We start from the raw sequence: 13,796 nt of genomic DNA, 5'->3' as shown, positions 1-13,796 counted from the left end.
CGGCCCCTTATCAGCGCTTGATATTGGTGGTTTCCTGCAACATCTCATCCACCGTCTGGATCACCTTGGCGTTGGAGGAATAGGCGCGCTGGGTCTGGATCATCTGGGTCAATTCGCCCGCGATGTCGGCACTGGATTCCTCCCGAGAGAACCCCGCCAGCCCCCCGGTCGGGCCATCCCCAGCATCCCAAAGATAGAGCGATCCGGAGGTCGGGCTGAGCGCGAAGGCCTGATCATTGACAGCCCGCAATCCGTTCAGATTGGGCACGTCCGCCAACGGGATCTGATAGATCGTGCGCGTGAAACCCGTGTCATAGATCGCGGTCATCAGGCCGCGCTCATCCACCTCCACACTCGACAGGTTGCCAACCGGGGCACCATCCTTCGTGATGGAGATCGGCGCGAATTCTGAGGACAACTGCGTCAGAAACGCGTTGCTGAGCGGTCGCCCGATATTGATCTGGAGCGGGCCGCCCTCGACGGTCAGGTTCAGTTGACCCGTTTCAGGATCGTAACTCTCCCCATTCAGCGGGGTGTCACCGGGAATGCCGACGCTTCGGATCGCGCCGCGCCCCTCGCGCGTATCTTCAAAGCTGATCGTGAAATGGGCGACCGGGTTTGTCGCCGATGCGCTGTCCGACAGTTCCACCGTCCATGTGTTCGAATAGCCCTCATCCGGGATCACCGGCACAAAATTGGCGGTCAGCGTTTCTGAGGTGCCAAGATTGCCGAAATACTCAATCGACAGATCAAGCGCGTCGCCGGGCTGACCCGCCTGTGTCGCGGCGGCGGGCAGATTGGCACCAAGGTTGATGGTGCGCGTCGGTTCTGCCGCGATTTGCGTGGGGTTGACGATGACCGGCTCCAAGCCCGCGACGGAGTCCCTTGGTTGCGCGGGGATCGAGCCATCCGTCGCCGCGGGCCAGCCCAGCAGGGCCAATCCGCTTGCCGTGCGCAAAACACCGTTTGCATCCGGTGTGAACGAGCCCGTTGACGTAAACAGGAGCGGCGTCTCCCCCGGTGCGGAGAGCGTCTCCACAGGTGTCACCGGCAACATACCCCGACCGCTGATCGCAAGGTCCGTCGCGTTGGACGTGCTGACGATGGTCCCCTTCGCCTCCACCTGTCGGAAAGTCGAAACGGTGACGCCCCCAGCCGTGAAAGCGCCCCGCGATGAGCTTCGCACAAGGGAGGAGAAGTCGGATTCCGCGCGCTTATACCCAAATGTCCCCGAATTCGCGATATTGTCAGAGATCGTTGCCAGTTTTGACGCATTCACGTTCAGCCCGCTCACGCCGGCATTCATCGAGGAGGAGATACTCATTCTCGGGCCCTTTCCATTCTGGATCAGTGTTTGACCAATCCTGTAACGGCAGCCCTTAACAAACCGATAACCCCCGTAACCTACTGATTTATTGCATAATATCTGACCTCAGAACAGTGATCACGATGCGGCGGTTTCGCGAATCAAGTGGATCCTCCATCACCGGATCGCGATCAGCCACCCCGGTCACGCGGGCAAAACGATCCTCCCGCACTCCCCCGGCCAAGAGAACGCGGCGCGCGGTATGCGCCCGGTCGGACGATAGCTCCCAATTGGAGTAATTCGGCGCGGCAAAGGGCTGCGCATCGGTATGCCCGGCAATCGTAACCTGATTGGACACCAGCCCCAGCACGCGGGCCACAACACCGAGGATCGCCTCCAGCCGTTCGGTCGGCGCGGCAGAGCCGCTGGCGAAGATCGGCGCGCCGTCCCGCTCGAAAACGTCGATGATCAGCCCCTCATCGGTGACACGGGTGCGCACATGCTTGAGCAACTCGTCGCCTAATGCGGAATCGCCCGCCGCCGCTCGCAAAATATCCTCCATGATGGAGATATCTGGGCCCGCGGCAGCATCAGATTGTTGCGGAGCATGGCCCGTGTCCCCTGTCGCGGCTTCATCTGCGATGGATTGCTCGCGCCCGCCTGCGCCCGTGCGGATCAGCGTTTCCTCGACAAAGATGGAATCCCCGCCAAACGCGCCATCACCTCCGCCGCCCTGCCGGTGGATCGGGATCGCCGGGGCAAAGAAATCGGCAATGCCCTGCCGCTGCTCCTCCGACGTGGCATTCAGGAGCCACATCAGCAGGAAGAACGCCATCATCGCCGTCACGAAATCGGCATAAGCGACCTTCCATGCACCCCCGTGATGCCCCCCACCATTAATGACCTTTTTACGTTTAATGATAACGCTGCCACCCGCAGACGCCATGTCCCCACTCCCATTCTGTTCACCCACATGCGGTTTTGCCGCGAATGTATGAACACTTCCCTAACGACTGGCCCCGTTAACCAGATGGAAAGGGTGATTGTGAAATGAAAGCGTAGCAAACATGAGGTGACCGGATGCAAAGCGACGTTCTGAAAAAGAAAATCAGTGTCCGGCGTGTCGGGCGTTCGCCCATTCCGCATCTGGATGACATCACAAATCACCTGACGGCCAAGCTGGAGGATCGCCTGCGACGCCTGTTAAAGGCGACAACCGGGGCCATCATCATGGCCTGTGAAGTGCGCAAACTCTCCCGCGTTCTGGAGGACATTCCGGTCCCCGCGATGCTGGGGATCGTGGCGGTGGAGGGGGTCGATAACTACGCGCTCATCAACATCAATTCCGACCTTGTTTATCACGTTGTCGATCTGCGGATGGGGGGCGATCCTGCCAGTGCGCCACCGCCGACCGCGCGCAGTTTCACGGCGATTGATTGCGCGCTTTGCGAAGGTTTCACGAGCACCGTGATCGACTGCATGATGGAGGCGATGCGCTCTGGCATGGGCGCGCCGCTGCCAGATGCGATGTCGCTTGCGCGGATTGAGCAAAACATCACGCAGGTGCGGCTCGCCCCCGGCAATGCGGATGTTTTGGTGATCGAGGTAAACCTCGATATCGGAGAGGCCGCGCGCAGTGGCGATTTCCAGATCGTGCTGCCGCTGTCGGTGCTGGACGTGTTACGGGCAGAGGCGGCCCGCGCGCCCGCCTCGAACGAGATGCTGACCAGCCTGACCTTTTGGCGCAAGCATATGACCCGCGCGGCGGCAGAGGCGCGGATCGAAGTGTCCGGCATCGTCCACACCCAGCGCATGACGGTGCAGGAGCTGGAGGCGCTGACACCGGGGGACGTGATCCTGATGCCCGAAACCGCGCTCAAGAACATTGATATCCGGCTTGGCCGCCTGTCGGACCGGATCGACTGCACGACCGCGAAACTGGGGGCATTCGAAGGGCGCAAAATGTTGAAACTGACCGAGGATCCACCACCGGATCTGCGCAGCTATCTCGAAAGCGCGCTGTCGATCCGGCCAGATACAGCGCCAAAACGAATCGACTAGATTTTCGTTTGTATTGAAAAACGAAAACAATCGCCCTAGCATTCCCGAAAAAGGACGGGAATCGCCATGCCGCTCAACGCGCGCCAATCCGAGATACTCAAGCTCTTGCAGCGGCGTGGGCGGGTGCGCGTGGATGAGCTTGTCCTGCAATATGCCACCACGCCGCAAACCATCCGCCGCGACCTGCGCCTGCTGGAACAGGCCGGAAGGGCGCAGCGGTTTCATGGCGGGGCCGTGTTTTCCTCCGGCGGGGAGTATACCGATTTTGAGGCCCGCCGCCTGATCTCCCGCCGGGCCAAGGATGCCATCGCACAAGCCGCCGCCAGCCTGATCCCGGATGACGCGACCGTGTTCATCAATATCGGCACCACGACGGAGGCGGCAGCCCTCGCGCTCAAGGATCACTCGGGCCTCACCGTTATTACGGATAATGTGAATACTGCCAATGCCTTACGCCAATTCTCCGGCTTGGATGTCCTGATCGCAGGCGGGGCGATCCGCGCGCATGACGGCGCGATTGTGGGCGACGCGGCGGTGCAGTTCATCCGCCAGTTTCGCGTGGATTACGCCCTGATCGGAGCCGCCGCGATTGAGCCGGAGGGCGCATTGCTCGACCATGATCTGCGCGAAGCACAGGTCGCCTCCGCCATTATGGATATCGCGCGGCACGTCATTCTGGCCGCTGACGCGACCAAGTTTTCGCGTAGCGCGCCTGTCTGCATCGGGGATCTGCGGGACGTGCACAGTTTCGTCACCGATAAGCCCCTGCCGCAGGATATCGCAGGGATTTGCAGCGGCGCCGGGGTGCAGGTGATCGAAGCTCTGGATGCGAAAGACGGGCGGCGGCGGCGGAAATCCTTGACAGGTGATTTCGTTTCCTGAACGATCCGAACATAATCGCGGGCAAGTCTGGGCAAACCGACATCCGCATTAGGGGAGGAAAAAGGTGGCTGCACTTCTCTTGCCACTCCGCGCGCTGATTGCCGTCAATTCGGCGGTGCTGCGCGTTGGACGCACGATCGCGTGGGTGCTCATCGGCTTGATGACCTGCGTGATCCTGTATCAGGTTTTCATGCGCTATGCCCTGAATGCGGCCCCGAACTGGACCGAAGAATTCGCCCGGTTCATGATGCTCTGGATGACCGGCCTGATCGCGCCAAGCGCCTATCGCTGGGGCGGGTTCGTCGCGATCGACATGATTTCCCGCAGCCTGCCCCGCATCATGGCGCAGGCACTGACGATCCTCTTGTTTCTGCTTGGCACGATTGTTCTGCTCAAGGCGGTGCAATTGGGCGTGAACCATGTCAAGGGTGGGTGCCTCTTCAATTCCTCGACCCTGCGCGTGCCGTTTGACCTCAAGATCTGGCCCTGCACCGATGTGGTGGAGTGGAATGGCTGGGGCAACACCCGGTTGAAGCTGTCGTATATGTATATGTCGCTCTTTGTTGGGGTGGTGCTGCTGCTGTCGGTTAATATCGAGCTGATCCTGCGCACCATCGTGGGCATCGTCGCGCCCGGAACGCAATTGCCACAAGACCCGGAAATGGGCGCGGTTCAGGGGGCCGAATGATATGTTGATCTGGTTCCTTCCCGTCTTTCTGATTTTCCTTCTGGTCGGGCTTCCCGTCTTTTTCGCGCTGCTCGCGGCCCCCGGCCTGTTGCTGTGGTTCAACGGGCAGGAGCGCGATATCGCGCTGCTATATCGCAACGTGTTTCAGGGGATGGACAGTTTCCCGCTGATGGCGATCCCCTTCTTCATGCTCGCGGGGGAGATGATGAACCGCGGCGGGATCACCAACCGGCTTGTCGAGTTTTCCCAAGCGCTTATGGGCCATCTGCGGGGTGGTCTGGCGCATGTGAACATCCTGTCGTCGATGCTGTTTGCGGGCCTGTCCGGCTCTGCCGTGGCGGATACGTCCGCGCTTGGCTCCATGCTGATCCCCGCGATGGAAAAGCAGGGGTATAGCCGCAAATTCGCGGCGGCGATCACGGCGGCAAGCTCGGTGATCGGGCCGATCATCCCACCCTCGGGCATCATGATCATCTATGCCTATGTGATGGGCGAGTCGGTCGCGGCCCTGTTCCTGGCCGGGATCGTGCCGGGCATCCTGATCGGCGGCGGGTTGATGCTGATGACGCATCTGATGGCCGGGCGCTATAACTTCCCCAAGGCCGAGCGGATCGTGAACACCGATCAGACCGTCGGCAAATTCGAGAACGTGCTCGCGCGCGGTCTGGCGCGGCTCAACATGATCGGGCTAATCTACATCCTGTTTTCGCTGGTCAAGCTGATCATCGGGATCGAGTTTGCGCCAAATGTCTGGCTCATGCTGGCCGTATTCGCTGTGATGAGCGAGTTGATCTTCATCCGCGCGCGCCGCCGCATGTCAGAGCCGATGCGCGTGGTGTTCAAGCGGGCCGTTGTGCCGCTGCAAACCCCGATCATCATTCTGGGCGGCATTCTGGGCGGTGTGTTCACGCCGACCGAAGCCTCCGCGATTGCCGTTGCCTATGCGGTGTTCGTCGCCTTCTTCATCCTGCGCTCCATGCGGCTGAGCGATCTGCCCGAAGTGCTGCGCAAATCCGCGCTGACCTCTGCCGTGGTGTTGCTGCTGGTTGGCGCTGCGATGGCGTTCAAGACGGTGGTGAGCCTCAGCCACGCGCCGGAGCAGCTTGCCGGGATCATCCTTGGCCTGTCGGAGAACCCGCTGATCCTGCTGTTCCTGATCAACATCCTATTGTTCATCGTCGGGATGTTTCTGGATGCGGGGCCAGCGATCATCATCCTTGGCCCGATCCTTGGCCCGATTTTCACCGATCTGGGCGTCGATAGCGTGCATTTCGCGATCATCATGAGCGTGAACCTGACCGTTGGCCTTGCCACGCCGCCGATGGGATTGGTGCTGTTCGTCGCCTCATCCGTGTCGGGCGAGCGAGTTGAGACCATCGCCAAGGCGATCCTGCCGTTTTTGGCCGTTGAAATCCTCGTGATCTTCCTGATCACCTATTTCCCGGCGATTTCGATGACCATTCCGCGGCTCACCGGATTTGCGTGAGCCGTCACACACCCGTCACCCTTAACCATAACAACAACAAAACAAACCCAACCCAACTGGAGGAAAAACATGAAGTTTTCGACTGGGATCAAATCGCTGATGATGGCAGCGATGATGTCTGGCGCGGCGATGACCGCAGCGTCGGCACAGGATTACACCATCCGCGCAACCGCGAACTCCAACGAGAATGACGAGGATTACGACGGTCTTGTCGTGTTCAAGAACTTCGTGGAGAGCGCATCGAACGGCGCCATCGCCGTCGAATTGTTCATCGGCACGCAGCTTTGCTCCACCGGGGCAGAGTGCCTTCAGGGCGTCGCGGACGGCACGATTGACGTCTATATCTCCACCTCCGGCGGTGCGTCCGGCATCTTCCCCTATGTGCAGGTGCTCGATCTGCCGTATCTGATGCGTGATGACCGCGTGGCAGAGCATGTGATGCAGGGCGATTTCGTGCGCACCATGCGGGACATGGCGCTTGAGGATTCCGGCGACAAAATCCGCCTGATGACCATCGGCAACACGGGCGGCTGGCGGAACTTTGCCAACACCCAGCGCCGCATCGCGGAGCCGTCCGACATGAACGGTCTCAAGATCCGGACCGTCGTGGCTGACTTGCCGCAAGAACTGGTGCGCGCCCTTGGCGGCTCCCCGACCCCGATCCCGTGGCCTGAGCTGTTCACCTCGATCCAGACCGGCGTTGTTGATGGCTCCAAGAACGGCATCACCGACATCATGGGCATGAAATTCCCCGATGCGGGCCTTCAGTACATGACCCTTGATGGTCACGCCTATATGGGCGCGTTGTGGTGGATGTCGAACGACACGTTCATGGCGATGCCCGAGGATATGCGCCGCGTCGTGGTCGATGGGTTCTATGCCCTTCAGCAGGCGACCTTCGCTTCCCCGAAGCGCAAGTCGATCCCGGCCTATGAAGCCTTTGTCGAAGGTGGCGGTGACCTCTATGTCCCGACGCCAGAGCAGAAGGCCGCGTTCTCCGAAGCAGCCTCCCCGGTCTATGACTGGTTCGCGGCGAATGTCGATGGTGGTGACACGATCCTCGCCGCCCTGCGCACCGCCGTGGCCGAAGCCGAGGCGGATATCGACGCGGCAATGGCGTCGGATCTGAACTAAACATCACCGGGTTGGGCGCGGTGCGCGTGCCCAACCCACTCCGGCCCTACCGAAACGGGTAGAGCCAAGGACGATAATCATCAATCAGTTGTTGAGCATGCGCGATTTCTTCCGCCGTCATTTTCCGCGTGACCTCCTCGATGCTGATCGCAGCATCCGGGTCACCGCCGATCATACTCAGCCCGTACCACATATAGGCGCGGGTCAAATCCTGTGCGACGCCACGCCCGATCTCATAGTACCAGCCAATACCCGACTGCGCGCCCGGATGCCCTTTCATCGCGGAACGCAAATACCATTCGAACGCCCGCACATCATCCTGCGGCACGCCAAGTCCCATGGCGTACATGATCCCTATCAGCTCCTCCGCATCAGCGTTGCCGGAGCGCGCGGCGGGCAAAAGCGCCTCCCGCGCTTCAACGAATTTTCCCGCTTCCATAAGGTCGCGCGCCTCCTCGATCTCCGCCAGTGCGGGGGTGGCAAAAAGCATCAGCGCAAGGGCCAGGTATTTCATGTGACGTCCTCCTTGCACCCAAAGTGGCGCGCTGTTCTGGCGGCTGCAAGCCTTGCCTGCACCCCGGCTATGGCCGAGCCGATCTTGGAGGCGGATTTTCATCCCTTCGATCCCGACAAGGCCGCCATCGGGCAGCTTTTATTCTATGATCCGATCCTGAGCGGCAATCAGAACATCGCCTGCGGCACCTGTCACAACCACGATCACGCGGGCACGGATGGACTTGCCCTCGGGATCGGAGAGGGCGGCGTCGGCATCGGCCCAAAACGCACCGCCGGCACCGGAGAGAGCGAGATCGTCAAGCGGGTGCCACGCAACGCCCCTGCCCTGTTCAACCTTGGCCATACATCCGTCAGCACGATGTTCCATGATGGCCGCGTGTCCGTGTCGGACCTGTTTGGCAACGGGTTCAACACCCCGGCGGAAGAATGGCTGCCCCGCGGCCTTGACGGCCTGTTATCCGCCCAAGCGCTCTTTCCGATGACAAGCCAAACCGAAATGGCCGGTCAACCGCGTGAAAACGAGGTCGCCGGCGCGTCGAACGACCGGGTCGATTACGTCTGGCCGATCATTGCGAAACGGGTGCGCACCATCCCGGAATACGGACAGATGTTTGTGGAGGCATTTGACGATGTGACCACGTCAGAGGACGTGACCATCGTGCATATCGCCAATGCCCTTGGCGCGTTCATGTCCTCCGAATGGCACAGCTATGACAGCGCCTATGACGCCTATCTTGCGGGCACGCCCTTGCCCGACGCGGCGGAGCGCGGGCGCGTTCTGTTTTTTGGTGAGGCGGGCTGCGCGGAGTGTCACAACGGCCCCCTTTTGACGGATGAGCGGTTCCACGCGCTGGCCGTGCCGCATTTCGGCCCCGGGCGTACGCGCGGCTTTGATCCCTATGCCCGCGATGTGGGCCGGATGGGAGAAAGCAACCGGCTGGAGGATGCCTACCGCTTCCGCACGCCCGCGCTGCGCAACGTGGCGCTGACCGGACCATGGGGCCATAACGGCGCGTTTCCCACGCTGGAGGCGGTGGTGCGGCATCATCTTGATCCGCATGGCTCATTTGATGCGTGGACGCCCGAAATGGTCAAACTGCCCAACGCACCAAAGGTTGCCGCGATTGATTTCGTGGCCCTTGAGGACAGCCGGGAGCGCGCGCGCCTGCGCAGCAGGCTCGACATCACCCCGCGCCAGATGAGCGATGGCGATGTGTCCGACCTCATCGCGTTTCTCAACGCACTCACGGGTGGCGACAGCGTCAATGGCCGCTTGGGCAAGCCAGAGCGCGTGCCGTCGGGGAGGCCCGTGGAATGACCGATATCCTCTTGGCCGGGCAAGCGGTGCTCGATTTCATCTTTGACCTAGACGACTTGCCCACCCGGGCAGAGAAATACCGTGCGAAACAGGGGCAAATCATCGGCGGAGGATGCGCCGCTAACGCTGCTGTTGCGGTTGCCCGGCTAGGGGGGACAGCGCATCTCGCGGCGCGTGTGGGTGCGGATCAGATCGGTGGGCTGATCGTGGGCGGATTGCGCGCGGATGGGGTGAACACCGATAACGTGGCGCTCGTGCCGGGTGGCCGCTCGTCCTATTCCGCGATCAATATTGATGCAGCGGGAGAGCGGCAGATCGTCAATCTGCGCGGCGAAGGATTGGGCGAGCCTCTGGATTGGACCCACCCGACCCCGCGCGCGGTGCTGGCGGATACGCGCTGGCACGCGGGCGCGCTTCATGCGCTTACGCTCGCCCGTGCGCTTGGTATTCCTGGCGTGCTTGATGGGGAAGCGCCGATCTCGCAGGATCTGGCCGAAGCCGCCAGCCATGTCGCCTTCTCCGTCCAAGGCATCTGTGATTTTACGGGTGAGACGGACAAGATCGCCGCCCTGAAAGAAGCCGACCGCCGCCTGCCCGGATGGGTCGCGGTGACGGATGGTGCGGATGGCGTCTATTTCCTCGATCACGGCGTCGTCCGGCATATCCCTTCCTTCACGGTTGAGGTGGTCGATACGCTGGGCGCGGGGGATGTGTGGCATGGCGCATTCACCCTCGCGCTGGCCGAAGAGATGAATGTGGAGGACGCGATCCTGTTCGCCTCCGCCACCGCAGCACTGAAATGTACGAAACTGGGCGGGCGCGCCGGAACCCCGGATCGCGCCACCGTCATTGCCTTCCTCAAGGAGAATACCTGATGCACCTGACCCCTGGAAAACTGTGGGGCATGCGCCGCATGGCCGACGCGCATGGACGTTTCAAGATGACCGCGGTGGATCAGCGCCCCCCGATCAAGGGGCCGATTGCCGCGCATCACGGGGTGAAGGACGCACCGTGGGAGCCGGTGGCGAAGTTCAAGACGATGCTCATCGACACGTTGCAGGACCAAAGCACGGCACTCCTGCTTGATCCGCATTTCGCGCTGCCGATGGGGATGGACGTGCTCAAGCCGCAGAAGGGTCTGATCGTGACGCTGGAGGATTCGATCTTCAAGGAAACGCCGGGCGGGCGGCTTTCTTCTGAGATTGATCAATGGTCGGTGGGCAAGATCCGCCGGGTGGGCGGTGACGCGGTCAAGGTGCTGGCATGGTATCGCCCCGACGCCTCACCCGAGGTGAACCGCGCGCAGCAGGATTTCACCAAGCGGATCGGGGAGGCCTGCGCCAAATACGACATCCCCTTCCTGTTTGAACTGTTGGTCTATCCGCTGGCCGCTGACGCCCACCAGACAAAAGACTATGTCGAGATGACCGGAAAGCGCGCCGATGACGTGCTGAAATCGGTGGAGGAATTCGCAAAGCCCGACTACGGCGTCGATGTGTTCAAGCTCGAAAGCCCGGTCAACGCCAATGACGTGCCTGGAACAGATGGTGACGGCGCAGCGGAGGTGCAGGCCCTGTTCGATGAGATGGGCCGGCTTGCCGGGCGTCCATGGGTGATGCTGTCGGCTGGTGCGGGCAAGCCGCAATTCCGCAAGATCATGGAACATGCCTATGCCGCGGGCGCATCCGGCTATCTGGCAGGGCGGGCGATCTGGCTCGATGCCTTTGGCCACTACCCCGATTGGGACGCGATCCGAGCGGGGCTAGAGGGCGACGCGGTGGACTATATGAAAGACCTCAACGCGCTCACCGATGCCAAGGCCACGCCGTGGAACACCCATCCCGTCTATGGCCGCGATGGGGCCGGCGCGCGTTTCAGCCCGCGCGATGACAGTTTCCGCCAACGCTATGCAGGGATCTGACCCATGGCCAAGATCGGGATTCTGCCCCTCGGGCGCCCCACATTCGATGTGCCTTTCGCGGAGGAGATGCTGGCAGGTATGCTCGCCAATCTCGATGCAAGCGGGCATGAGATCATCGGCCCGCGCGGGCTGCTCTTCGACGCGGATGCAACCCTCACGGCCATAGGCACGCTAAAGGCCGCGAGCCCTGATCGGGTGTTGTTTTTGCAAGTCACCTTCACCGATGCGTCGATGGCGGTGGAGGCGGCGAACGCCTTTCCCGACACGCCGCTTGCGATATGGGCGGTGCCGGAACCCCGCCTCGGTGGGCGCTTGCGGCTCAACGCGTTTTGCGGGCTGAATTTGGCAAGCCATGCGCTTGGCCTCAATCATCGCAGCTTTGGCTGGCTCTATGGTCCCCCCGACAGCGCGGAGCTTGCCGCGCTGCTGGATGGTGGGCGGATGGCCGGGCGGCTGGACCCGGTCAAGACCGAAGCCCGCAGCGCGGCGGCGGATGCCGCCATTGCGCGGCTCGACGGGCGCCGGATTGGCCGGATCGGGGAGCATCCGATCGGGTTCGACACCTGCGCCTATGACGGGCCGGACCTGAAATCCCTGACCGGGATCACCGTTGATGCGCTGTCGCTGGAGCAATTGTTCGATACGGCGCGCGCGGCGGATGGCACGGCAGTGGCGCGGGTCCGCGATCAGGCGGCAACGCTCGACGGGATTGAGGACGTCAATCAGGACGAATTGGACAAGTCCCTACGCCTCAAAGTGGCGCTCGACACGATCCGGGCAGATGGCGGCTATGACGCGTTCGCGATCCGCTGCTGGCCCGAGACATTCACCGAATATGGCGGGGCGGTCTGCGGCCCTGTCGCCATGCTGGGGGAGGCGCGCGTGCCTTGCGCCTGTGAGGCGGATGTCTATGGCGCGGTCAGTCAGATGATGTTGCAAAACGCAGCCGAAGCCCCGGTGTTCCTCGTCGATCTGGTGGATATGGATTTGGGCGACGACACGGGCGTCGTTTGGCATTGCGGGCAGGCCCCGATCTCCATGCGCGACCCGGATATCCCGGCAGAAGCGACGATCCACACCAACCGCAAGATGCCGCTGCTCTATGAGTTTCCGCTCAAGCCGGGGCGCGTGACCTTCCTGCGCCTCAGTCAGGCCCATGGTCAGGTGCGGCTCGTGATCTCCGGCGGGGAGATGCTCAAGCGGGACATGGCCTTTACCGGCACGTCCGGCGTGGTGCGGTTCGACCGGGATGCGGGCCGCACTTTGCAAGATGTCATCGACAGCGGGCTGGAGCATCACATGGCCCTTGCCTATGGCGATCACCGCGACACCCTGCGCGCCATGGCCGGCGCGCTCAATATTCCCGTTCTGGAGATTTGAGAATGGTACGATACGGCATTATCGGCGCGGGCATGATGGGGCAGGAGCATATCCGCAACATCGCCCTTTTGGAGGACGCGCGCGTCACGGCCTTCAGCGACCCGGACCCGAATATGAGTGCCGCGTCCGAAGGATTGTCGGGCGGGCAGCGGTTTGTCCATCATCAGGAGCTGATCGACAGCGGCCTCTGCGATGCGCTCGTGATCGCGGCCCCGAACCACCTGCACCTGCCGATCCTGCGCGACGTGCTGAAATCCGACCTTCCGGTCCTGTGCGAAAAGCCGATGGGCATCACCGTCGCAGAATGTCAGGAGATTGAGGCGCTCTGCGCGGGGCGCGCCGCGCCGATGTGGATCGCTATGGAATATCGCTACATGCCGCCTGTCCAGCGCCTGATCGAGGAAGTGCGCAAAGGCACGGCGGGCGAAATCAAGATGATGGCGATCCGCGAACACCGCTTCCCCTTCCTCCACAAGGTGGGCGATTGGAACCGGTTTAACGCGCAGACAGGCGGCACATTGGTGGAGAAATGCTGCCATTTCTTCGACCTCATGCGGCTGGTTTTGCAGGCCGAGCCGGTGCGCGTCTATGCGTCGGGCGCGGCGGATATCAACCACGCGGATGAAAGCTATGATGGCCGCCGCCCGGATATCCTCGACAACGCCTATGTCGTGGTGGATTTCGACGGTGGGCAGCGCGCCATGCTGGACCTGTGCATGTTCGCCGAAGGGTCGGAATGGCAGGAGGTCATCTCCGTCACCGGACCAAAGGCGCGGATTGATGCGAAAGTGCCCGGCCCGGCCCGGTTCTCCCCCAATGGGCAGGAGCGCAAAAGCCGCATCGTCATCTCTGACCGCGCGACCAAACGCCCGGTTTGGGAGGATATCGAGGTGGATGGCCGCATCCTGCACGCAGGCGATCACCACGGCTCCACCTTCTACCAACACCAGCGGTTCCAGCAGGTCGTGCTTGGCAATGCCCAGCCCGAGGTGACGGTGCGAGATGGGTTGATCGCTGTTGCGGTCGGCGCCGCGGCGGAGGAGTCCGTTCGCACCGGGCAGGCCATCACCCTGCCGAATTTCCACATGAAGGGAGCCGCCTGAT

At 61.9% G+C, this 13,796-nt stretch carries 13 protein-coding genes; 10 read left to right on the top strand and 3 right to left on the bottom strand.

Going from position 1 to position 13,796, the window contains the following annotated elements; genetic code table 11:
* Positions 1 to 10: 10 nt before the first annotated feature.
* Positions 11 to 1,324, bottom strand: a complete 1,314-nt coding sequence (locus FHS89_RS06270) for a flagellar hook protein FlgE (protein ID WP_184009650.1) — start codon at positions 1,322 to 1,324, stop codon at positions 11 to 13.
* A gap of 88 nt (positions 1,325 to 1,412) precedes the next feature.
* Complete coding sequence (locus FHS89_RS06265; RefSeq protein ID WP_184009648.1) at positions 1,413 to 2,252, bottom strand: flagellar motor protein MotB; 840 nt, start codon at positions 2,250 to 2,252, stop codon at positions 1,413 to 1,415.
* Positions 2,253 to 2,386: 134 nt separating this feature from the next.
* Here FHS89_RS06265 and FHS89_RS06260 point away from each other — a divergent pair, with 134 nt between their 5' ends.
* The 5 genes from FHS89_RS06260 to FHS89_RS06240 all read left to right on the top strand — a co-directional run bounded on the left by FHS89_RS06260 (position 2,387) and on the right by FHS89_RS06240 (position 7,557).
* The gene (locus FHS89_RS06260) at positions 2,387 to 3,367 is read left to right on the top strand and encodes a FliM/FliN family flagellar motor switch protein (protein WP_184009645.1); all 981 of its coding nucleotides are present in this window, start codon (positions 2,387 to 2,389) and stop codon (positions 3,365 to 3,367) included.
* Positions 3,368 to 3,433: 66 nt separating this feature from the next.
* A complete protein-coding gene (locus tag FHS89_RS06255; RefSeq protein WP_184009643.1) occupies positions 3,434 to 4,249 on the top strand; it encodes a DeoR/GlpR family DNA-binding transcription regulator in 816 nt (271 codons plus the stop codon).
* A 64-nt stretch (positions 4,250 to 4,313) separates the two neighbouring features.
* Positions 4,314 to 4,937, top strand: a complete 624-nt coding sequence (locus FHS89_RS06250; protein ID WP_343051349.1) for a TRAP transporter small permease — start codon at positions 4,314 to 4,316, stop codon at positions 4,935 to 4,937.
* A 1-nt stretch (position 4,938) separates the two neighbouring features.
* Positions 4,939 to 6,423, top strand: coding sequence for a TRAP transporter large permease (locus tag FHS89_RS06245; protein WP_184009641.1), 1,485 nt, complete (start codon positions 4,939 to 4,941; stop codon positions 6,421 to 6,423).
* Between the two features lie 99 nt (positions 6,424 to 6,522).
* On the top strand, positions 6,523 to 7,557 hold the full coding sequence (locus FHS89_RS06240; protein WP_425502779.1) for a TRAP transporter substrate-binding protein: 1,035 nt from the start codon (positions 6,523 to 6,525) through the stop codon (positions 7,555 to 7,557).
* Positions 7,558 to 7,603: 46 nt separating this feature from the next.
* Here the strand turns inward: FHS89_RS06240 and FHS89_RS06235 are convergent, their stop codons facing one another.
* Positions 7,604 to 8,071, bottom strand: coding sequence for a tetratricopeptide repeat protein (locus FHS89_RS06235; protein WP_184009637.1), 468 nt, complete (start codon positions 8,069 to 8,071; stop codon positions 7,604 to 7,606).
* Positions 8,072 to 8,140: 69 nt separating this feature from the next.
* Here FHS89_RS06235 and FHS89_RS06230 point away from each other — a divergent pair, with 69 nt between their 5' ends.
* Genes FHS89_RS06230 through FHS89_RS06210 form a run of 5 tightly spaced genes read left to right on the top strand, consistent with a single transcriptional unit; the run spans position 8,141 to position 13,795 of the window.
* Positions 8,141 to 9,391 carry a cytochrome-c peroxidase gene (locus tag FHS89_RS06230; RefSeq protein WP_184009635.1) on the top strand — a complete coding sequence of 417 codons (1,251 nt, stop codon included), beginning with the start codon at positions 8,141 to 8,143 and terminating at the stop codon, positions 9,389 to 9,391.
* Entirely contained in the window at positions 9,388 to 10,266 is an 879-nt protein-coding gene (locus FHS89_RS06225; protein WP_184009633.1) for a PfkB family carbohydrate kinase, read from the top strand. The genes FHS89_RS06230 and FHS89_RS06225 overlap by 4 nt, the downstream gene beginning before the upstream one ends.
* On the top strand, positions 10,266 to 11,312 hold the full coding sequence (locus FHS89_RS06220) for a tagatose 1,6-diphosphate aldolase (protein ID WP_184009631.1): 1,047 nt from the start codon (positions 10,266 to 10,268) through the stop codon (positions 11,310 to 11,312). The genes FHS89_RS06225 and FHS89_RS06220 overlap by 1 nt, the downstream gene beginning before the upstream one ends.
* A gap of 3 nt (positions 11,313 to 11,315) precedes the next feature.
* Entirely contained in the window at positions 11,316 to 12,692 is a 1,377-nt protein-coding gene (locus tag FHS89_RS06215; RefSeq protein WP_184009629.1) for an L-fucose/L-arabinose isomerase family protein, read from the top strand.
* A gap of 2 nt (positions 12,693 to 12,694) precedes the next feature.
* Complete coding sequence (locus FHS89_RS06210) at positions 12,695 to 13,795, top strand: Gfo/Idh/MocA family protein (protein WP_184009627.1); 1,101 nt, start codon at positions 12,695 to 12,697, stop codon at positions 13,793 to 13,795.
* The last annotated feature ends 1 nt before the right edge of the window (position 13,796 follow it).

The organism is Rubricella aquisinus, from assembly GCF_014199445.1.
Classification (GTDB): Bacteria; Pseudomonadota; Alphaproteobacteria; order Rhodobacterales; family Rhodobacteraceae; genus Rubricella; species Rubricella aquisinus.
Note: the sequence above shows the minus strand (reverse complement) of the source record. Positions and strands in the feature narration are given on the sequence as shown.